General features: G+C 67.8%; 21 protein-coding genes. 10 read left to right on the top strand and 11 right to left on the bottom strand.

Going from position 1 to position 20,713, the window contains the following annotated elements; translation table 11 throughout:
• Positions 1-17: 17 nt before the first annotated feature.
• Positions 18-452, bottom strand: a complete 435-nt coding sequence (locus BLW38_RS01125) for a DUF5788 family protein (RefSeq protein WP_092813130.1) — start codon at positions 450-452, stop codon at positions 18-20.
• 79 nt (positions 453-531) lie between these two features.
• Between BLW38_RS01125 and BLW38_RS01120 the strand changes: the two genes are divergently transcribed.
• On the top strand, positions 532-1,365 hold the full coding sequence (locus BLW38_RS01120) for a YkgJ family cysteine cluster protein (protein ID WP_092813127.1): 834 nt from the start codon (positions 532-534) through the stop codon (positions 1,363-1,365).
• Positions 1,366-1,513: 148 nt separating this feature from the next.
• Positions 1,514-1,921 carry a TRAM domain-containing protein gene (locus BLW38_RS01115; RefSeq protein ID WP_092813124.1) on the top strand — a complete coding sequence of 136 codons (408 nt, stop codon included), beginning with the start codon at positions 1,514-1,516 and terminating at the stop codon, positions 1,919-1,921.
• 21 nt (positions 1,922-1,942) lie between these two features.
• On the opposite strand, the gene BLW38_RS01110 is transcribed toward BLW38_RS01115, so the two are convergent.
• On the bottom strand, positions 1,943-2,659 hold the full coding sequence (locus BLW38_RS01110; RefSeq protein WP_092813121.1) for a class I SAM-dependent methyltransferase: 717 nt from the start codon (positions 2,657-2,659) through the stop codon (positions 1,943-1,945).
• A 197-nt stretch (positions 2,660-2,856) separates the two neighbouring features.
• On the opposite strand from BLW38_RS01110, the gene BLW38_RS01105 reads away from it, so the two are divergent.
• From BLW38_RS01105 to BLW38_RS01095, 3 genes are all read left to right on the top strand, one after another.
• Complete coding sequence (locus BLW38_RS01105) at positions 2,857-3,129, top strand: winged helix-turn-helix transcriptional regulator (RefSeq protein WP_092813118.1); 273 nt, start codon at positions 2,857-2,859, stop codon at positions 3,127-3,129.
• Positions 3,130-3,234: 105 nt separating this feature from the next.
• Positions 3,235-4,191 (top strand): glycosyltransferase family 2 protein, encoded by a 957-nt coding sequence (locus tag BLW38_RS01100; RefSeq protein ID WP_092813116.1) that lies wholly within the window; start codon positions 3,235-3,237, stop codon positions 4,189-4,191.
• Positions 4,192-4,223: 32 nt separating this feature from the next.
• Complete coding sequence (locus tag BLW38_RS01095; RefSeq protein ID WP_092813114.1) at positions 4,224-4,886, top strand: DUF7095 family protein; 663 nt, start codon at positions 4,224-4,226, stop codon at positions 4,884-4,886.
• A gap of 48 nt (positions 4,887-4,934) precedes the next feature.
• Here BLW38_RS01095 and BLW38_RS01090 read toward each other — a convergent pair whose 3' ends face one another.
• The 7 genes from BLW38_RS01090 to BLW38_RS01060 form a co-directional block, all read right to left on the bottom strand.
• On the bottom strand, positions 4,935-5,846 hold the full coding sequence (locus BLW38_RS01090; protein ID WP_092813111.1) for a class I SAM-dependent methyltransferase: 912 nt from the start codon (positions 5,844-5,846) through the stop codon (positions 4,935-4,937).
• A gap of 49 nt (positions 5,847-5,895) precedes the next feature.
• Positions 5,896-6,372 (bottom strand): hypothetical protein, encoded by a 477-nt coding sequence (locus BLW38_RS01085; RefSeq protein ID WP_092813108.1) that lies wholly within the window; start codon positions 6,370-6,372, stop codon positions 5,896-5,898.
• A gap of 70 nt (positions 6,373-6,442) precedes the next feature.
• Positions 6,443-7,282, bottom strand: coding sequence for a deoxyribonuclease IV (locus BLW38_RS01080; RefSeq protein ID WP_092813105.1), 840 nt, complete (start codon positions 7,280-7,282; stop codon positions 6,443-6,445).
• Positions 7,283-7,388: 106 nt separating this feature from the next.
• A complete protein-coding gene (locus tag BLW38_RS01075; protein WP_092813102.1) occupies positions 7,389-8,210 on the bottom strand; it encodes a lipoate--protein ligase family protein in 822 nt (273 codons plus the stop codon).
• Between the two features lie 57 nt (positions 8,211-8,267).
• Positions 8,268-9,167: a metal ABC transporter permease gene (locus BLW38_RS01070; RefSeq protein WP_092815423.1), complete on the bottom strand. Its 900-nt coding sequence runs from the start codon at positions 9,165-9,167 to the stop codon at positions 8,268-8,270.
• Positions 9,168-9,220: 53 nt separating this feature from the next.
• Positions 9,221-10,132, bottom strand: coding sequence for a metal ABC transporter ATP-binding protein (locus BLW38_RS01065; protein WP_245710018.1), 912 nt, complete (start codon positions 10,130-10,132; stop codon positions 9,221-9,223).
• A complete protein-coding gene (locus BLW38_RS01060) occupies positions 10,129-11,238 on the bottom strand; it encodes a metal ABC transporter substrate-binding protein (RefSeq protein WP_092813096.1) in 1,110 nt (369 codons plus the stop codon). The genes BLW38_RS01065 and BLW38_RS01060 overlap by 4 nt, the downstream gene beginning before the upstream one ends.
• Before the next feature lie 174 nt (positions 11,239-11,412).
• Between BLW38_RS01060 and BLW38_RS01055 the strand changes: the two genes are divergently transcribed.
• The 4 genes from BLW38_RS01055 to BLW38_RS01040 all read left to right on the top strand — a co-directional run bounded on the left by BLW38_RS01055 (position 11,413) and on the right by BLW38_RS01040 (position 16,063).
• Positions 11,413-11,622, top strand: coding sequence for a hypothetical protein (locus BLW38_RS01055; RefSeq protein WP_092813093.1), 210 nt, complete (start codon positions 11,413-11,415; stop codon positions 11,620-11,622).
• Between the two features lie 101 nt (positions 11,623-11,723).
• Positions 11,724-12,158 (top strand): acyl-CoA thioesterase, encoded by a 435-nt coding sequence (locus BLW38_RS01050; protein WP_092813090.1) that lies wholly within the window; start codon positions 11,724-11,726, stop codon positions 12,156-12,158.
• Positions 12,159-12,335: 177 nt separating this feature from the next.
• On the top strand, positions 12,336-13,250 hold the full coding sequence (locus tag BLW38_RS01045) for a serine/threonine-protein kinase RIO2 (RefSeq protein ID WP_092813087.1): 915 nt from the start codon (positions 12,336-12,338) through the stop codon (positions 13,248-13,250).
• Positions 13,251-13,459: 209 nt separating this feature from the next.
• Complete coding sequence (locus tag BLW38_RS01040; RefSeq protein WP_092813084.1) at positions 13,460-16,063, top strand: heavy metal translocating P-type ATPase; 2,604 nt, start codon at positions 13,460-13,462, stop codon at positions 16,061-16,063.
• 53 nt (positions 16,064-16,116) lie between these two features.
• Here BLW38_RS01040 and BLW38_RS01035 read toward each other — a convergent pair whose 3' ends face one another.
• Positions 16,117-17,019, bottom strand: a complete 903-nt coding sequence (locus tag BLW38_RS01035; RefSeq protein ID WP_092813081.1) for a DUF7260 family protein — start codon at positions 17,017-17,019, stop codon at positions 16,117-16,119.
• Positions 17,016-17,357 carry a DUF7552 domain-containing protein gene (locus BLW38_RS01030; protein WP_092813078.1) on the bottom strand — a complete coding sequence of 114 codons (342 nt, stop codon included), beginning with the start codon at positions 17,355-17,357 and terminating at the stop codon, positions 17,016-17,018. The genes BLW38_RS01035 and BLW38_RS01030 overlap by 4 nt, the downstream gene beginning before the upstream one ends.
• A 134-nt stretch (positions 17,358-17,491) precedes the next feature.
• Between BLW38_RS01030 and BLW38_RS01025 the strand changes: the two genes are divergently transcribed.
• Positions 17,492-20,704 (top strand): hypothetical protein, encoded by a 3,213-nt coding sequence (locus BLW38_RS01025; RefSeq protein WP_092813075.1) that lies wholly within the window; start codon positions 17,492-17,494, stop codon positions 20,702-20,704.
• Positions 20,705-20,713: the final 9 nt, after the last annotated feature.

Here is a 20,713-nt window from a genome sequence, read left to right as displayed (position 1 = left end):
GAACGGGGGGTCCAGAATCAGGTTCGTCCCGAGGATGCGTCCTCGCGGCCGAGCGCCTGCTTGAGGAAGTTCATCCAGCGTTTCGTGTCGACGGCGTCCTGCCGTCTGGCCTCCGTCTCGAGGTCTGCGGGATCGAGGGATTCGAGTGCATCGAGCGCCCGGTCGATGCCGATGATCGCGTCCGCCAGCTCGACGCCGGTCTCGTAGGACACCTCCCCCGTCTCGATGCGGCCGAGACGCTCGATCCGCTCGCGCCGGAGGTTCCGTTTCGCCCGCTCGACGCGCTCACGCTCGCCCGGCGGGACGGCGTCGCGTCGTTTGATCTCGAAGACGAACTCCTGGAGGTCGATCGGCTCGCCTTGCACCTCGATCGTTTCGGGGATCGAGGCCCCGATCGTCGCCGCCTCCCGGTTGACCCGTTCGAGCAGCTGTTTGCGGCGATACTCCTTCACACGCGCACACAGCGGTTCCGGCCACTTCGCTCTGTCGTCCGATCGTCGTGGTTTACCGCGTGGAGACGCGAGGGAACGTATGGAGAGTCTCGAAGCCGAACTCGACCACGCCCGCGATCTCGCGGTGGACGGCCTCGCGGACGCGATCGAGTCGATCGGGTTCGAGTGTACGCGCTGTGGGGCCTGCTGTCGGGGATATGTCCCCGATGGGGACGATGACGCCGCGTCCGAACCGGACACGGAACCACACACGGCGACGGTCTTCCCCGACGAGGCCCGGGAGTTGCTCGCGGCGCTCGAGGACGAACGGCACACCGGCGACCAACCGACCGAGAACGGGGAAGACGGCACACCGGAAGCAGCCGGAGACGACGCCGCGAGAGCGGCGGCTGACGGAGACGACGGCGAGGCAGTCGAGAGCTACGACTGGCGCGATGTCGCTCGTCCGATGCCGTACGGCCTCGAGGAGACGCCGGACGGGGATCCTGTCGGCGAAACGTTCGAGTGGGCCCTCCAGACGGATTCGTGTGGCGACTGCACGTTCTATCGGGAAACGGACGGCCAGGGCGCCTGTACCGTCCACGATGACCGCCCGCTCGTGTGTCGGACATACCCGTTCAGCGTCGCGCTCGGCGGCACGACCCAACCGATGGGCGAGGCAGTCGACGAGGCCGGACTGGTTCGGGCTCACGAGTGTGAGGGACTCGGCCGGGATATCTCCCGGGACGAGGCCGAGGAACTGGCGGGCGCATTGAAACGGCGGGCGGTTCGGGAGCTCGAGGAGGCGATCGCCGTTCGAGACGCCTATCGCCCGTCGACCGGCGTCGATGGCGTCGTCATCCACGACTCCGAGGGTCAAAAGCGGCCGGACGGAACCCCGATCGACGGTGCGGACGCCGACCGGGAACGGTGAGCAGGACCGCTGACCGGAAACGGTGAGCGGGATCGCCGACCGGAAACGGTGACCCGAACGCTGACCCGGTCCGCGGACCGGGTCGACCGCGATCCGCTGGCGGTACACCTATTATTCTCGGTCGTGAGTACCCGATAGAGGTCTACATATGGAAATTTCGGAGAAACTCCTCTGTCTGTTCAGTGCGGACGTTCGAGAAACGGACGATTCCTACGTCGTCGAGGTACCGAAACGCGAGGTCGAGACCGGCACGGTCGACGTCGGCGACACGTATCGGGTCGCGCTCATCGCCGGCGCCGGCGAGGACGATTACGACGGCGAGATCGGCGAGGCGAACGCCGAGACCGGCGAGGGCCCCCAACCGCCCGTCGAGCCCGGCGAGATGCGGTACGTCGAGATCGAGGACATCGGGAAACAGGGCGACGGGATCGCTCGTGTCGAACGCGGCTACGTGATCATCGTGCCGGGCGGCGACGTCGGGGAGCGCGTAAAGATCGAGGTCACCGAGGTCAAATCGAACTTCGCGGTCGGCGAGATCGTCGACGAGGACGTCTAACGACGGGACGGGTGACGGGCGTCACTCGTTGTCGGAAACGCGGGCGTCCCAGTAGGAAACCGAGGCGACGTAATCGCCCGGGATCGTTCGGCCGATCGCCTCGTCGACGACGCGGAATCCCCTCGCGACGGCGCCGGGCAGGTTCCGGTAAAAGCCGTACGGGAGGACGAAGTCGTGTTCCTCCCCGGCGAGAGAGAGGTCGGCCGCGGAGAGCATCGAGACGACCTGGTCCTCCGAGTAGAGCCGCGATCCCATCGGCAGCAGCCAGGTGTACAGGACGCGCGCGCTCCGGCGGTTGAACGTGTCGAAGACGATCTGGTCGGCGCTCACCCGAGCCAGCTCCGAAAGGAACGGGATCGGGTCGTCCATCAGGTGGAAAAACCGCATCGCGAGGACGGTATCGAAGTGGTCGTCCGGAAACGGGAGCCGCGAGGCGTCGCCACGAAGGAACTCGACGTGGTCGTCGATCCCGGCGTCACGAACCTTTCGGCGCCCCTGTTCGAGCATCTCGCGGGAGATGTCGAGTCCGACGATGTCGGCTCCTTGGTCGGCAAGCATCGTGGTGAATCGGCCGGTTCCACAGGCCACCTCAAGGACGCGTTTCCCCTCGATGGGAGCCAAAGACGACAACACCGCCTCCTTCTCCCGGCGGTCGATGACGCGTCCGCCGTCGGCGAACCGGATGTCGTCGTACTGCTCCGCGACGTCGTCCGCCTGGTACCAATCCTGTCCTTTCACACTAGGATGTCCTCACGCCCCGAACGACAAAACCGTACTGGATATCGAACCGGGACTGCGGCGGGTCGGCCCCCGCTGTGGGTCGGCAGGTGTCGGCGGACGGGGCGCCGAGAGATATATTAAGACATTATATTGTCGATATAGAATTCCCCTATATATAGCCAACCTTTACGATGGATCGATGGCACCCACCCGATATGAGCACTCGTTCCGCGGAGACCCACGACCCCACGATCCTGACCGAATCGGAGTATCGCGATCGTCTCCGTGAGCTCCCCCCAAGCGCGAAGCTCGTCGCGAAGGTTCTCGAGACTGACGCACCGCTCTCGCAGGGACAGCTCGCCGAGGAGTCGCTGCTGCCCGACAGGACGGTCCGGTACGCGCTCAACCGGCTCGAGGAGTCGGAGATCGTCGACTCCCGGTACAGCTTCAAGGACGCACGCAAGCAGGTCTATTACCTCCGAACGTGATTCCGTTCGTCCGCGACGCCGCCCGACCCTGACGCCGCTCGTCCGCGGCTCGACCCGATCGCTTCACGAAGAGTCTTTTAGGCGGCGTGTCGTACGGGTCGAGGTATGAACATCTCGGTCGTGGTCCCCACGCTCAACGGACGGGACCAACTGGCGGACGGACTGGATGCGTTGTCCGCCCACGCGCCCGCGGCCGAGGTGATCGTCGTCAACGGACCCTCCGCCGACGGAACCACCGGAATGGTTCGCGACCGCGAGGACGTCGACGTGCTCGTGGAGATCTCCGACCGGAGCGTCACCGTCGCTCGGAACGCCGGCATCGAGGTGGCAACCGGCGAGGTGATCGCGCTCGTCGATTACGACAACCGGATCGATCCCGAGTGGATCGAGGGCGTTCGGGCGGGACTCGAACACGCCGGCGTCGTCACCGGTCCCGTCGCGCGCCCGCTTCGTGCCGGGCAGACGGCGGATAGCGCCGAACGACGACGGATCGCCGGGCGAAACGTGACCTACTTCGCCGGCGGCAACGTCGTGTTTCGATCGGACGCCCTCGAGGAGCTGGACGGCTTCGACGAATATCTCGAGATCGGCGGCGCACGCGACGCCGCCCATCGTCTGGCGGGACTCGGCTACGAGGTGGGGTGGGAGTCCGCCCTCTCGGTCGAACGGGACGCGGACGCATCGCCGGCCGCGGACGGGGGCCGACCCGACCGCGATTGGGGCTGGAAATATCGGGCCTTGGCCTATCGGCTCGCGAAGAACTACGGCCTCCGACCGACCGTGATCCGCCGGATCGCCGCACACGCGTTCGGCGACTCGACGTCCGTCGCGCGGGACGTCATTACGGGTGCCGCGACGCCGACCGGCTGGATCGCGAACGGCCGCGACGTCCTCCTTGGGACGACGACGGGATTTTCCGACGGAATGGTTGCCCGCGCACGTGATCGGACCTCGACGCGGAACCCGTACGGGCTCTCGAAACGGGCCGACAGAGCGGTTGCGAAATACGATCGGCGTGGTGACGCCGAGGATGCCTCCGCGGCGGATATCGCGGGGACGTAACCGGTTTCACCGCGGCCGCCGAACGGCCGACGATGGAGCGTACTGCCGCGATCGACCGGGTGGAAACGATCCTGGAGACCGTCGAGGCCGACACGATGCCGGTCCCGGTTCGGGAGGTGTGGGTCTACGGCGACGTCGCCGTGGGACTGGACCCGATCGACCGTCTCGACGTCTACGTCACGAAGGACGTCCTCCTCGGCGAGGGACGGGACGGGGATCCGAACACCGAGACCGGATCGGTTCCGGATGCTCTCGAGGGGATCCGCGGGATCGGCTCGACCGTTCGTGCGGAGTGGGCCCGTCAGCATCCCGATCTGGTGCGGACGAACGCAAACGGGTATGCGGCGCCCGAAAAGTGTCTGGCTGCCCACCTTCTCCCGGCCGATGAACCGGTGCATCTGGAAGTCTGTAACACGGGGTTCGACCGGAACGTCACCCAGCGTCTCAACGGCGCCGTGGCCCGCGAAACGTACACGGAGGTCCTCGACCCGCGTGGAGTCTGCCTGTGGGTCGACGGGGAACGCGACGCCGACGCGCTCGATCGGCTTCGGGAGAGTTCCTTCGCGATGCCGACGCTCGAGGCGGCGCTGTCGATGTTGGGTGCCGAGGAGGCCGTCGCCGCCGAGGCCGCCGAGACGATGCGGCGCGAACGAAACCGATCGACGGGGTCGTCGGTACGCGGCGACGTGGTGTGAGAGACGGATGACGTCGTCGACCGTCACGCCGACCCGACCGGCCGACCCTCACGCCGAGCCGACGCGGCCGACGGTCACGTCGAAGGGGACGACCTCGACGCGCTCGTACTCGCGGTCGCGCATCGCCGCGACGACGTCCCGCCCCATCGACCGCCAGCGTGATCGCAGGTCATCGTATTCCGCCGGCGACAGCGCCGCCTCGAGCTCGGCGCGGTGGTCGGCGAGACCGGCGCCGCTAGCCTTGCGGGCCGCAGCGGAAACCGACTGCTCGGAATACGGCGGCTCGATCCGTTTCTCGTGGTAGTAACGGCGGGTCGTAACCGACTCGATCCCCTCACGCCGGAACAGCTCCCGGACCCGGTCGCCCAGCGCGACGTTCGTCCCGACGCCGTCGAGGTAGGCGGTTCGCGCCTCGCGCTCCAGCCGTTCCTCGGCGTCAACCGTCGAGGAGACGCCGACGTCGGCGTTGTTGGGCTCGATGGCCGCCACGAGGTCACTCGAGACGCGCCGGAACTCGCGGATCGCCGCCCGCGGCTCGGGCAGGTTGATGAGCAGCGCCTGGCAGACGACGAGATCGACCGCCGCGTCGGCGACGGGCAGTCGCGCCGCGTCGCCGGCCAAGTAGGCCGGAGTGGCCGTGGCGTTGGGAGCATCGAAACCGGCGTCGGGATCGGTATGAGTGTCGTCGGGAGCGGGAGGAGCATCAGGAGCGATGTCAGCATCGTTCGCGTGCTCGCGCGCTTGCGCGGCCCGAAGCAGTTCCCGGTCCGCATCCGTCCCCAGAACGGTCGCGTCCGGCGACGTCTCCGCCGCGAGAACGCGCGTCAGCTCCCCGGTCCCACAGCCCACGTCGAGAACGCGGTCGCGCTCCGGGAGCCGAAGCGGGGACAGCGCCTCCCGGTCGTCGTCCCACATCCCACGACGCGTCCGGTCGAGGTATTCGGGGCTGAACCGTCGCACGGCGGGAGTTCGTCACGAGGGGATTAACAAGTGTCGAGTGTGCCCCGGACTAGCCATCGGCACTCTGACCGCCGCTCTCACGAAACGCGTCAAGCGCGAGAACGGCGGTAACGCCGGTGCAGTAGCCGACGAACGCGCTGGAGAGGCCGACGATCGAGAACCCGACGGAGAGCCCGATCGAGAGTCCAAGGCCCGCGGCGTCGGCCCCCGTACCGGGGATACCGAGCAGTCCGCCGATCACGACGATGGCGCCGAAGACGACGCCGGGAACGACGCCGGCCGACAGACACGCCGGCGCCCCGCATCGCGCGTACGCCCCGACGGCCGCCACCGGGGCGGGAACGTACAGCAGAACCGAGGGGAGCGCGCCATCGGCCAAAAACCGGGTGAGTGGGTGTGATGGAGACACATACTCGAGCATCAACACGGCGAGGAGGATGACCGCTGTGAGGGCGGCGAACCCGCCGATCAGCGACAGACCCCTGCGGCGTCCCTCGCCGAACAGCAGCGATTCGGTGGTGACCACGATCCGAACGACGGTCAGCAGCTACAAAAATCCGCCCCCTGTGGAGACACCGGACCAGCAGGGGACCACCTCACTCTGCAGATCGGAGCTGTCGGACCCGGTCGACGTTCCACGCGTAGCTCCGGCCGTCCTCGGTCGGCGTCTCGAGAACGAATGGAAGCTCCCGGAGGTCGGGGTGAGTGACGATCCGCTCCATCCCCGCATCGCCGATGTGACCCTCGCCGATGTGGGCGTGTTCGTCCTTGTTGGTCCCGCAGTCGTGTTTGGAGTCGTTGAGGTGGAGACACCGGAGGTGTTCGAGCCCGACGACGTCGTCGAACTCCGCGATCGTCTCGTCGACGCCCCGCCTCGTCGAGAGGTCATAGCCGGCCGCGAAGGTGTGAGCCGTATCGAGACAGACGTCGAGGTCCGTCTCGGCGAGGTCGAGAACCGTCGCGAGGTGTTCGAACTGCCCGCCGAGCTTCGTCCCGGATCCGGCATCGGACTCGATCAGGATCGTGACCCCGTCGGGGACGTCGAGGGAGTCGAGGACGCCGGCCGCGTTCTCGAGGCCGGCCTCGACGCCCGCGCCGGTGTGGGCGCCGAGGTGGACGTTCACGTACGGGATGTCGAGGGCCGCGGCGGCGTCAAGCTCCGCCTGCATCGACTCGCGGGACTTCTCGCGAAGGTCCTCCTTGGGCGTACAGAGGTTCACGAGGTAGGAGGTGTGGACCACCCACGGGCCCGCGAGGTTCTCGGTCGTTCCCGCACGGAAGCGCTCGGCCTCCTCGTCGCCGATGTTCGGGTCCTTCCAGACCTGTGGGGAGTGAGTGAAGATCTGTCCGCAGTTGCCGCCGACCTCGAGCTGGTTGTCGATCGCGTTGTCGACCCCGCCCGCGATCGAGACGTGGGCGCCGATCCGGAGTGTCATACCGAAAGCAGGGGATCGCGGGCCAAAGCCGCTTCGGAACGCGCCGTGGCGTCGGGAACCGGGACGGTCGCGACCCGGACGGGAGGAGACGAAACGAACGGGGGCCTTACGACCGTGACCCGGGCTGCTCGTGCACCCACGAGTCGGATCGATACTTCTCGTCCGCACGTTCGCGTGCCTGCGAGAGCTCGGCGTCCGTCCACGACCCCTCGCTGGCCGTGGCCCACTCGGCGAGCGTTTCCTCAAGCGTTTCAACGACATCGTCACGATCGAGATCGACGAGCTCGTCCATCCCGACGACCCGATCGCGGAACCCCTCCGGGTCGATCGGCGGGTCGTCGAAGACGCCGAGATGGCGCTCGGCGTCGACGCTGAACGTCAGCGATCCGTGTTGGATCACGGCGTCGTTGCGCCGGTACTGAGCGTTGCCGGCGATCTTTCGGCGGTCGTCAGCGGGCCCCGCCACGACGTCGTGGGCCGGGTGCAACTCCCGGAGGTAACACGCCGGGTGGTGGATCTCCGGGACGGACTCCGAGACGTAGTCGGCATCGACGCCGATCCGGGAGAAGAACTCGAGGATCGGCTCACAGAGCTGGTGGTAACAGTCGAGCAGCTCGCCGGGAACGACGTCGGCCGGAACCGCGATCGAGTAGGCGATGTCGCCGACCGTGTCGTGGTAGATGCCGCCGCCACCGGTCTGGCGCCGGGTGACGTCGACGCCGTTGGCCCCACACCACTCCCAGTCGACCGAGTCGGGATCCTGCCGGTAGCCCATCGTGAGACAGCTCGGGTCCCACCGATAGACGCGGACCGTCCAGGGCCCGCCCTCGGCGGCGGTGTCAGCCGCGACCTCGTCGAGCGCCATCTGCATCGGCCCCGGTCGGGCCTCCTCGCGGATGAGTCGCCAGTCGCCGTCGGGTGCGTCCATACCGCGCGTTCGGATCGTGTCCGAAAAACCGTTGCGGTCCGCCGAACGCGGTCATCGTCATCCCTCGATCGCGTCCGTCTCGGGAGCCGACGAGTCGGTGAGCTCGTCCCCCAGCTTGCCGAGGACCGCCGCGACGACGTAGAGCCCGACCGCGACGAGCACGATGACCGGGCCGCCGGTCGCGCCGCCGTAGTAGGCGACCGCGATCCCGAGGACCACGGCGAGCTCAGCGAGAACGACTGCGATCAGGATCGACTCGGTGAAGCTGCGCGCGAGTTGGGTCGCGCCCGCAACGGGGACGACGAGCATCGCCGCGACCAGGATCACGCCGAGGATCTGCATCGCGCCGACCACGACGAGCGCGGTGAGCACCACAAGCAGCCGGTTGTACCAGTTCACGGGGATCCCCGAAACCGCCGCCGCGGTCTCGTCGAAGGTCACGTACAGGAGTTGGTTTCGGGCGACGACGACCGTCGCGACGACGACCAGACAGAGCGCCAGCAGGACGACTGCGTCGAAGGGGGCGACCGTCGAGAGATTGCCGAACAGGTACTGGTCGATCCCCACGGAGAGCCCGCCGGCGTTGAGGCTGATGAGCGTCGATCCGAGCGCGAACCCCGTCGAGAGGACGATCGCCATCGAGACGTCGTTGTAGACGTCGGTCGCCTCCGAGATCAGCTCGATCGCGAGCGCCGCGATCATCGCGACGACGACCGCAGTCAGGTACGGCGAGATCCCGAAATCCAGCACCGCGTTGACGAACAGGCCGACGGCGACACCCGCGAACGCGGTGTGGGCCAGCGCGTCCCCGATGAGCGCGAGCCGCCGGTGCACCAGGTACGTTCCGATGAGCGGGGCCATCACCCCGATACACAGCCCCATCAGGATCGCCCGATAGAGGAAGGTGAAGCTCGGATCGAGGATCTCCATCCCCGTGAGACCGTGGAGCTGTATCATCAGCCAGTACCACAGCTCGAGCACGCGGTACAGCGGAGCGAACACGAGGTCGATCACTCGCGGTCACCCCCCGACGCAGCCGTCCGTTCAAAGGACGCGTCGTCGTCACCGGACGCATCGCCGCCGCCGGACGCATCGCCGGACGCGGCGCGCTCGATGCCGCCAACCGTCGCGCCGAACGCCCGGGCGAAGGCGTCGCTGCCGAGAAACGCCTCCGTCGGGCCGTCGAAGCGGACCGTCCGGTTGAGACAGACGACGCGCTCGGCGTGGTCGGTGACGGCGCCGAGGTCGTGTTCGATGAGCACGATCGTCATCCCGTCCTCGTTGAGCGCGTCCAGGAGGTCATAGAACGCCTCGACTGACTCGACGTCAACCCCGACCGTCGGCTCGTCGAGGACGAGGAGGTCGGCCTCTCCCGCCAGGGCGCGGGCGATGAACGCACGTTGGCGCTGGCCGCCGGAGAGCTCCCCGATGCGGCGGGTCGCGAATCCCGCCATTCCGACCGTCTCGATCGCCGCATCGACGACGTCCCAGTCCGCATCGGAGAGGCCGCGAACGCCGACGTGGGGAAACCGGCCCATCTTGACCACCTCCCGGACGGTGATCGGCATCCCGACCGCGGCGTCGGCGTGCTGCGGGACGTAGCCGATCCGCGCCCCGTTATCGAACGATCGGGACGGTTCGCCGAAGAGTCGTGCGCTCCCGGCGTCAGGGGTCACCAGCCCGAGGACGATCTTCAGGAGGGTCGACTTTCCGGACCCGTTCGGTCCCACCACGGCGGCGTACTCGCCGGGATCGACCGCGAGCGAGACGTCCTCGAGGACCGGCGTGGCCGTGTAGCCGAACGTGACGGTCGACAGGTCGATGACCGGATCCGGATGGGTGGTCGCGTCCGGGGTGGCGTCCGTGGCGTCCGGGGTGACATCCGTGGCGTCCGGGGCGGCGGTCGTATGCGGCATCGTCATTCGAAGTTCCGCCATTCGTCGGCCCAGCCGTCGGGCCCGACCGCTTCGGGGGCGGCGTTCCCGAGGACCACCTCGAAGGTCGGTATGTTTATCCGACGGGCGATCTCCTCGTATCCCCAGCCCGCGGCGACCCAGTCCTCGCGAACGCCGGCGTAGGGCGTAACCGGAAAGTAGGCCTCGACGGCCGTTTCCCGGAGGAGCTGTTGGGCCGGTCGTCGGGTTTCGAAGACGGCGGCGGCGATGTACTCGATGTCGTGGTCGTCGATGACCCGCTTCGCCTCGGTGATGTCGGTCGGCTTGACGTCGCCGCTCGCGGCCAGATTGACCACGAGCGGGCGCATCCGAACGCCGTAGGCGACGCCGAGATACTGGAAGGCGTTGTGGGCGGCAAGCTGCACGACGTCGCGGTCGGCGGCCTCGAAGATCGCCCGGTACTCCGCGTCGATGCGCCCGAGGACGTCACGCTTGTACGCGTCGGCGTTCGCCCGGAGGGCGTCCTCGTGGTCGGGTGCGATCCGAGCGAGCCCGTCGGCGATGGTGTCGACCGACTGCATCGCCCGGTTCGGGTCGAGCCAGAAATGCGGATCCTTGCCGCGCTGCTCGCCGACTCCCTCCTCGTCGCGGTCGAGGCTGGCAGCCAGGCCGACGAGCTCGATTCCCTCGCGGGCGTTGATGAGGTCGGTGTCGACCCCGTCGGCCTCGATCGTCTCGATCGCGCGGTCGGCCCACGGCTGGAAGTCCGGTCCGACGTGAATGAACGCGTCAGCCTCGATTATCTTGCGGGTGATCCGCGCGTTCGGCTCCCACCCGTGGCCGTGGAGGCCGGTCGGAACGAGGTTCCGCACCTCGACCGGCGTTCCCGCGGCGATGTGACGGGCGAAGTCGTAGAAGCTGAAGAAGGACGCGACCGCGACCGGAGAGTCGTCGTTCCCGGTCGTGGTGCCCGCCATCCCGCCGGTCGTCGCGTCGGGCGATGCCGAGCGGTCGCCGGGGTCGGCGCTCCCGGCACAGCCGGCGAGCCCGGCCGTGAGGAGCCCTCCGCCGGCGGCGAGCGCGCCGCGCCGTGAGAACCGGCGTCGTTGCCGCTCCGAGTCCGTGTTGGACATACGTGCTTCGGGGTATCACGCCTAACTAGATAATTCTTTGTATCGAAGTATATTTTTAGAGTAGTCTAATTAATGGCCTCCTCATCGGTGTCGTGGGGGAAGCGGACGGTTCTCCGAGACCCACGACGAGGAAACACACCTCAGGCTTAACCCCGTTCGCCGCCTATATACGATATGAAATCTCGAATCATTCGAGCCGTGAATCGTGCGAAATACGCCGCCATCGGCGCCGCCGTCGGCGCCGGGATCGGCGGCCTGTTCGGCCGAAGCACCGCCAGCAGCGGGGGCGCGCTGGGCGCGCTCGTCGGAGCGACGCTCGGGGAAAAGGGCCTCACGCCGAGCCTGCTCGCCGAGAAAGTGGAGACCACGACTGACGACGAGTGACGGACGACGAGTGAGGAGAACCGGCTGACCGTCACCGGTCGCCGTCCGTCGCTACCTCGTTCGGCGGTGGTTTTCATACGGGAGCCGACCGAATCCGGGGTATGGTCGATTTGGTCGAGACCTTCATCGAGGACCGGAACCGGATCCAGCCGCACCACGCGAACAACCACGGCACCGCACACGGCGGGAACATTCTGCGATGGATGGACGAGGTCGGCGGCATGAGCGCGATGCGGTTCGCCAGTGAACCCTGCGTCACCGCCCACATCAACTCCGTGGACTTCGAGCTGCCGCTCGAGCTCGGCGACATCGCCTTCATCGAGGCGTACGTCTACGCCGCCGGCCGAACCAGCGTTCGCGTTCGCGTTCGGGTCTACGGCGAGGATCCCCTCACCGGAGATCGAGAGCTGACGACGGAATCGTACTTCGTCTTCGTGGCGATCGATGAGGACCGATCCCCGGTTCCCGTGCCCGAGCTCACCGTCTCGACGTCGGAGGGCGAACAGCTGCGTGACCAGGCGTTGGCCGCCGAGTAGCGCGCCGACCGATCGAACGAGCTTCGACTCGGCCGCAAACCGACCAGATGTGGCCGACGCCGTTCGTGGTCGGGAGCGCGGTCGCCGCCTTTTGATTTTATATCGCGGTATGAGATTTATACCAGGGAGAAGTCCGGATCGCACGGCCCTTTTAGGAGTCGCCGGAGTACGGGCGGTATGGTCAGGAACATCGCGGGGTTGATGGCCGACCTCGAACCCGAGGACTTCTATCTCCTCTCGGGGGTCGAGCAGGGGATGCGCTTCTCGGAGTGGGTCCGCCGCGACAAGCTCCCGGAGTACTCCGAGCTCACGGCCGAGGAGGTCGACTACCGGATCGACCGGTGTCTCGACGAGGAGCTGATCGAGCGAAAGACGATCCAGTACGAGGGGTACCAGCTGACCTTCGAGGGGTACGACGCGCTCGCGTTGCGCACCTTCGCCGAACGAGACACCGTCGAGGGGATTGGTTCCCCGCTGGGCGTCGGCAAGGAAAGCGATGTCTACGAGGCCCGATCGTTCAAACCGCTCGCGTTGAAGTTCCACCGTGAGGGGTACACAAACTTCCGCGAGGTGATGAAGGAGCGCGAGTACACGGCCGACAGACAACACGTCTCCTGGCTGTACACCGCCCGGCAGGCGGCAGAACGGGAGTACGAGGCCCTTGAAACCCTATATCCTGACGTTTCGGTGCCGCGACCGATCGACTGGAACCGGCACGCGATCGTGATGGACAAGTTCGAGGGCGTCGAGCTCGCGCGCGCAAAGCTGGACGCCGAACAGGTCGTGGGCGTACTCGATCTGGTGCTTGCGGAGCTGACGACTGCCTACGAGGACGGGTGGGTGCACGCGGATATGTCCGAACACAACGTGGCGATCGCCGAAAGCGGTATCACGATCTTCGACTGGCCCCAGGCGGTCCCAACCGATCACGAGAACGCACGGGAGTTCCTTGAGCGCGATATCGATAACCTCACGCGGTATTTCGCCCGGAAGTACCCCCACCAAACGCCGGATTCCGTTTCGATATCGGCGATCGCCGACGCGATCGAGGATGGATCCTTCGAGACGGTTCGGGCGTTCGAGGAGGTATAAATTATATACCGCGATATCAAATCGGTCGTCGACCGGAAACGGGGGTCAGTTGGGTTCTCCAAACCGCAATTGAATCGCGATCGGTCGGGAGACGGATCAGTAGTCGTTGATCCGGGCGCGACGCGCTTTGTATTCGAAAGTTGCGGGCCGAAAAAGTTGAATATTCAAAAGGGAAACCCCGTTGAATACGGACCCCGTATATACGAATAATGAGCCAGCGAAAAAGCCAAATCAACATCCAGGGGATGAGTTGTGCGAACTGTTCGCAGACCATCTCCGACGCCGTCGGCTCGCTCGAGGGCGTCTCGGAGGCGACCATCAACTTCGCCACCGACGAGGGGTCGGTCACGTACGATCCCGAGCAGGTCTCGCTCGGCGAGATATTCGACGCGATCGCGGACGCGGGCTACTCGCCGGTGACGGACTCGGTCACGATCGCGGTCACCGATATGTCGTGTGCGAACTGCTCGGAGACGATCCGTGACGCGCTCGAACGGACGCCGGGCGTCGTCGACGCCGACGCCAACTACGCGACCGACGAGACACAGGTCACGTACAATCCCGCCGAGGCGGAGCTGTCGGACTTCTACGGCGCCATCGAGGACGCCGGCTACTCGCCCGTCCGAGAGGAGGGAGGGACCGACAATGGCGCAGGCGGCGATGCTCGAGAGGCCGCCCGCCAAGGGGAGATCCGTCGGCAGCTTCGGTTGACGCTGTTCGGTGCGGTCCTGTCCCTGCCCCTGCTGGCGTTTATGGTCGACCACCTGCTGGGGCTCGGACTCGTCGGTGAGGAGGTCATCGGTCTGCCGTCCGGATGGGTTATGTTCGCGCTGGCGACGCCCGTCCAGCTGGTGCTGGGCAAGCCGTTCTACGAGAACTCCTACACGGCGCTCGTCACGAACGGCCGCGCCAACATGGACGTGCTGATCGCGCTCGGCTCGACGACCGCGTACGTCTACTCCGTGGCGGTCCTGTTCGAGCTTATCGCCGGCGGACTGTACTTCGACACGGCGGCGTTCATCCTGGTGTTCATCACGCTCGGCAACTACCTCGAAGCCCGCTCGAAGGGGCAGGCCGGCGAGGCGCTCCGGAAGCTCCTCGAGATGGAGGCGGACACCGCCACCGTGGTTGACGAGGACGGGAACGAGGAGGAGATCCCCCTCGAGGACGTCGACGTCGGCGACCGGATGAAGGTCCGCCCGGGCGAGCAGATCCCGACCGACGGCGTCGTCGTCGATGGCCAGTCGGCGGTCGACGAGTCGATGGTGACCGGCGAGTCGGTCCCCGTCGAGAAATCGGCGGGCGACGAAGTGGTCGGGTCGACGATCAACGAGAACGGCGTGCTCGTCGTCGAGGCGACGAAGGTCGGGACGGACACGGCGCTCCAGCAGATCGTGCAGACGGTCAAGGAGGCGCAGTCGCGACAGCCCGACATCCAGAACCTCGCCGACCGCATCTCCGCGTACTTCGTCCCGGCGGTCATCGCGAACGCCGCCTTCTGGGGCGTCGTCTGGTACCTGTTCCCGGCGACCCTCGCGGGCGTCGTCGATGCTCTCCCGCTGTGGGGGCTCGTCGCTGGTGGTCCCGTCGCCGCCGGCGGCGTCTCCGTCTTCGAGTTCGCGATCATCGTGTTCGCCTCGTCGGTGCTGATCGCCTGTCCCTGTGCGCTGGGCCTGGCGACGCCCGCCGCGACGATGGTCGGGACGACCCTCGGGGCACAAAACGGCGTCCTGTTCAAGGGCGGTGACGTCCTCGAACGCGCGAAGGACGTCAACACGATCGTCTTCGACAAGACCGGGACGCTCACGAGAGGCGAGATGGAGCTGACCGACGTCGTCGTGCTCGGTGACGACGGTCGGCCCGTCGCGGATGGCGGAAACACCGCTCCCGATGGGGGGCAGCTGGCTGCACGTAAGCGACTCGGCGAGGAGGAGGTGCTTCGGCTCGCGGCGATCGCCGAGAGCGGGAGCGAGCATCCCCTCGCCCGAGCGATCGTCGACGGCGCCGAAGCCCGCGGCATCGACGTGACCGACCCCGACGACTTCGAGAACGTCCCCGGCCAGGGCGTCAAAGCGACCGTCGATGGCGGCCAGGTGCTGGTCGGCAACCGGAAGCTCCTCCGTGACAACGGGATCGATCCCGCGCCCGCCCAGAAAACGATGGAACGCCTCGAAAGCGAGGGCAAAACGGCGATGCTTGTCGCCTATGAGGGCGAACTCGTGGGCGTCGTCGCCGACGCCGACACGGTCAAGGAGAGCGCGACGGAGGCCGTGAGCCAGTTACAGGAGCGCGGCATCGACGTGATGCTGATCACCGGCGACAACGAGCGCACCGCCCGCGCGGTCGCCGAGCAGGTCGGGATCGACCCCGAGAACGTCCGCGCGGAGGTCCTTCCCGAGGACAAGTCGGACGCCGTGGAGGCCATTCAGGACGGCGGTCGAAAGGCGATGATGGTCGGCGACGGCGTCAACGACGCGCCCGCGCTCGCGGTCGCGTACGTCGGCACGGCCATCGGCTCGGGCACCGACGTTGCCATCGAGGCCGCGGACGTCACGCTGATGCGCGACGATCCGGTCGACGTCGTGAAGGCCATCCGGATCTCGGAGGCGACGCTGGCGAAGATCAAGCAGAACCTCGTGTGGGCGCTGGGGTACAACACGGCGATGATCCCGCTGGCCTCGCTCGGCCTGCTCCAGCCGGTGCTTGCCGCCATCGCAATGGCGATCTCGAGCGTCTCCGTGCTGACGAACAGCCTGCTGTTCCGGCGGTATACGCCTGACGAGGAGTATCGCCTCCTCCACAGGTGGCGATAGTCGACCGGCGAAACAAGGGTAGTCGACCGGCGAAACGAGCAGGGGTCGAACGATCAAACCCGTCGTGTGAGGTGATCACGAACCGAGCGCTGGCACGACTCACAGCAGTCGATCAGCCGGACGACGGTCGAAACGACCGGGTACGGCGTCGGGAAGCCCGCAACGTCGTAGAGGTGAGCGACGAGCGAGCGGTGCGTGAGGCCGGCGTCCGCGCCGTGGCCGGTCGCGGATCCGAGCGTCGTCTGCCGGGATTCGAGACGCTCAGCACAGCGTTCGCGGTGGCGTTCGAGGGTCTCGTGACGGTCCCGAAGCGCCTCGAACCCCAGGTCGGACAGCGGCGTCTCGTCCGCACGAGCGATCCAGGAGACGATCGCGTCAACGTCCCCCCGCGCCGATCGGAGCGACTCGCGCTCCCGATCGAGGGCGTCACGGAGCGCGCGAAGCTCCGCACGCCGCGTCGCGATGGCCGACCGAACGGCCCGCTTGACGGCGGGCGTGAACCCGGCGTCGGTGCCGGGCGCGAGGACGACCGCGATCTCGTCGCCGAACTCCGAGCGGATCGCCCGAACGACTGCCGCGGCGGACGCGGCAGACGTGGCGGACGCATTCGACCCCTCGTCGCGAGCGGACAGCACCGTCTCCGCGAACGCGTCGCGAACCGACCCGGTCCGGTCGGCGGCCACCGCACCTCCGGTGACTCCTGCGCTTCCGGTGACTCCCGCGGCACCGTCGGGCGTTCCGGGGCGACCGGACTGGCGATCGTGGTGATGCGCCGCGGTGATCCCGCCGTCGGCCAGTCGCGTCGGCTCCCCGGACGAGGGAGCGTGACCGCCGAGCGGATCGAGGTCGCGGACCGCCGCGTCGAACCGACCGAACGCGGGTGCGAGCGAATCGACGCGCTCGGCCTCGGCGTCGACGCGGTCGAGCGCCGCGTGAACCGCCGTCTCGACGCTCATAGCCGATCACCGGCCGTGTCGGTCGCGTCGGCATCAACTGCGCCAGCGTCACCAGCGTCGACATCGATTGCGTCGGATCGGCGATCAGCGGACGTCGCAACGCGGCGTTCGTGGACGACGAGGTCCCGGTACGGGACGGAGTCGTCGTACCGCCGGAGCGATTCCCGATATCGCTGGCACGCCCGGGCGGCTCGAGCCGCGACCTCGCGGCTCTCGAAGACGAGTCCCGCGACGGGCGTCGGTCGATCGCCGGTTCGGGCGCAGGCGAGGTAGTACCGACCGGCGTCGCTGGCGAGCGATTCGATCCGCCGGCGGGTGTCGGCGAGCGTCTCCTCCATCATTTAGGTCGTCCTAAAACACGGGGGAGTAAATAGTTTTAGGTACACCTAATCATTGGAGGAGAACGCGGATGGGACAAACGCGGGTTTGAGCCATCACAATCGCTTTTGGGTGAACCCGTGTGGGTCCGCGTATGGTGAGACCCTCCAGACGGGGCTTCCTCGGCGGAAGCGCCCTAACGCTGGCCGCGCTCACGGGAACACTCGATCCCGACCGCGTGGCCAACTCGACGACGCCAACCGACCGGCGAAACCTCGACGAGCTGTCCGACTCGGCCGCGAGCGCGATCGCGGCGCTGCCCGACGACGGTTCGCTCGATCTCTCGTATCGACTGGTTGTGACGACGAACGTGGCAGATGCGGACGTGGCCGAGGACCTGTCACACGAGGCTCGCGTCGTGACGCGGGAGCTCGACGTCGCGGCGGCCGACCTCTCGACGGTGGTCACGGCGATCACCCACGACTACCGGCGCCGGATCACGGTGGCTTCCGGCACCTTCGACCGGCTCGACCGCGGCGAGGAGCTGACGACCGTCGGCGACTGGCGGGTCGCCGACGACGGGGACCGCGAGGGGATGACGACCGTCAGCACCGACGGCGTCGCGGCGTTCGTCGCGGGCGAGGACCGATCCGGCCGCGTCGAGGCGGCGCGGGCGATCGCGGCGGCGGCGGGCGAGGCGGACGGGGAAGACGGCGATCGGCTCGTGGATGCGAACGCGGACGCCGAGTCGGCGTTCGGGCTGGTCGAGTCGTTCGACACCGTCCTGTTCGCACCGGACGCCGCGGAGTCCGGCTTTCAAACCCCGGGCGCCTCCGCGGTCGGAACCGGAGCGATCCGCGCGTTCGCCGGGGGCTTCGAGATCCATCCGGCGCGACTCCACGGCTCGGACGACCGCGCCGAGAACCGCTACCTGTTTTTCACCGACGATCCCAGCACGCCCGGCGACCGGGCGGTTCGCCCCCTGATCGAGGCGATCGGAACCGGGATCGTCGAGGAGACCGCGATCGACCGGTCCGGGGAGACGATCCGGGTCGACGCGGTTCTCGAGGCGCCGCCGGAGCACGACCACGAGAACGCGCCCGACATCCGAGTCGGAACGACGGTCGACAGGGAAGCTGACGGGACGTCGGGCGACGGAGAAGCTGATGGGACGGGGAGTGGCCAGGAGACGGGCGGCGTCACCCTCGAGCACCGGGGCGGCGAGACGGTCACGGGCGACGCCCTCGAGGCGCTCCAGCTGTGGGTCGACGGCGAGCTCGCCGACCGCCAGCCGGCCGACCGGCTGGACCGGTTCGAGCCGGGCGACACGCTGACCGTCGAGACCGATCCCCTCGCGAGCGTCGTGCTCCGCTGGTTCGACGCGGAACGCAACGCCCACCGCGTCTACGCGAACGAGGCGATCGGCACCGAGGCGTTCGCGATCGACCACGAGGTCGAGGCGGAGACGGTCACGATCACCTACGTCGGCGACCGCGAGGCCGACGCCGGGAAGGTGGCGGTGACGCACCGGTCGGACGACGGAACGGTCCGGACCCCTGCCCCGTCGTTCGGGAACGGAGGTGACGGCGGGAACGATTCCGGGAGCGGAACGCTCACGAACGGGGACGCGGTCACGATCGAGGACGTCGGGATGGGCGACGTGGTTTCCCTGACCCTGACCGTCCCGTCGATCCCGGGCGTCCACCGGCGCCCGCTGCAGCGGTTCCGCGTCACGCCGCCGCGGATCCACGTTCACGACCATCCGGATCGGGGACTCATCGCGACCTACCACGGCGAGGAGGACTACGACGCGTCCGCGTTCCGCGTACTCGTTGACGGCGAGCCGGCCGACCGGCAGATCGCCGACGAGGTCGAAACGCTCTCCAGAGGGACCGAGATCCCGCTCGGCGAGCACCCGGTCGACAGCACGGTCACGATCGAGTGGCTCGACCCCGAGGAGCCGGTCGTCGTGGCCGAACACGAGGTGGTTCCGGAGGCGTTCGTCGACCTCGAGTACGACCCCGAGGCGGGGACGGTTCGGGTCGAGCATCGCGAGGGCGACGCGATGGCGGCCGACCGCGTGAGGATACGGGCGGACGGGGAGCCACTCGGGACGCAGCCGGCCGACGAGTACGAGGAGTTCGGTCCCGGCGACGCGCTGGCCGCCGAAGTCCCGCCGTTCGCCCAGGTCGAGGTCGTCTGGGTCGGCGCGGACGACGACGCGGAGAGCGGGACCGACGACGATGCGGCGGGCGAGAGGGACGACGAACGGGACCATCACCTCGCCGGAACCACGACCGCACGCGAGGCGCTGAAGGCGCACTACGACCCCGGCGCGGCGGAGATGCGACTGACCTACGTCGGGGCGCAGCCGGCCGACCCCGAGGGGCTGCAGGTCACGACCTACTCGCCGGCGGACGGCTCGAGCGACCGCACGAGCGGTCGCCCGAGCGGCAGCGAGCGCGAGACCCTCGTGGTGGCCGAGGAGTACGACGAGCTGACGAGTGGAGACACGATCACCCTCACGGACGTCGGGATCGGCGACCGCGTGACCGTGAGCATCCGAACCGAGACGGCGAACATGGTGAGCGAGCGGTCGGTCGGCCACTATCCGACCGAGCCCCGACACGGATTCACGTTCCAGTCCGGCTCGGAGCAGGAGGCCGGAACCGGAACTGACGGCCGGGAGACCGGAACGGGGACCGACCAGCGGAAAGCCGTTCCCGACGACGGCATCGCAGCGATCTACCGCGATCCGGTGAGTCGCGACGCCGGGGAGTTCCGGCTGCTTGTCGACGGAGAGGCGGCCGACACGCAGCCAGCCGACGAGCACGACGTGCTCGAGCGCGGGGACGTGGTCCCGCTCAGCGAGTTCGATACGGGGACGACGTTCACCGCGGAGTGGACGCCGCCGACGGAACCGATCGAAGTCGGTAGCCACGTGATCGCGCCGACGGCCGACTTCGCGGTCGACTACGACGCCGAGGAAGAAGCCGTTACCGTGACCCACGACGGCGGTGGGGCGATCGCCGCCGAGCACCTCTCGGTCGTCGTCACGCCGGATCCGGGCGAGCCCGAACCATGGGACGGTGACGCGGCGACAGGGTCCGTCCAGGACGGCGATTCGACCACGATCGAGATGACTCAAGAGCCTCACCGCGCGTTCGTGCTGTTCGGCGAGCACGAAGTGATCCACGAGGCGCGGATCGCGGACCGCGAGACGTCCGAAACCAGGTCGTCGGGTGCCGAGACGTCAACGGGCGAATCCAGCGCATCAGGATCCGCATCCGGGGCAGCAGGCGGATCCGCAGCCGAAACAGCAGGCGGATCCGCAGCCGAAGCGTCCGCTGACGCCGAGGCGGAGTAACGGCCCGAC

It is taken from the genome of Halopenitus malekzadehii, from assembly GCF_900108505.1.
GTDB classification, from domain to species: domain Archaea; phylum Halobacteriota; class Halobacteria; order Halobacteriales; family Haloferacaceae; genus Halopenitus; species Halopenitus malekzadehii.
Note: the sequence above shows the minus strand (reverse complement) of the source record. Positions and strands in the feature narration are given on the sequence as shown.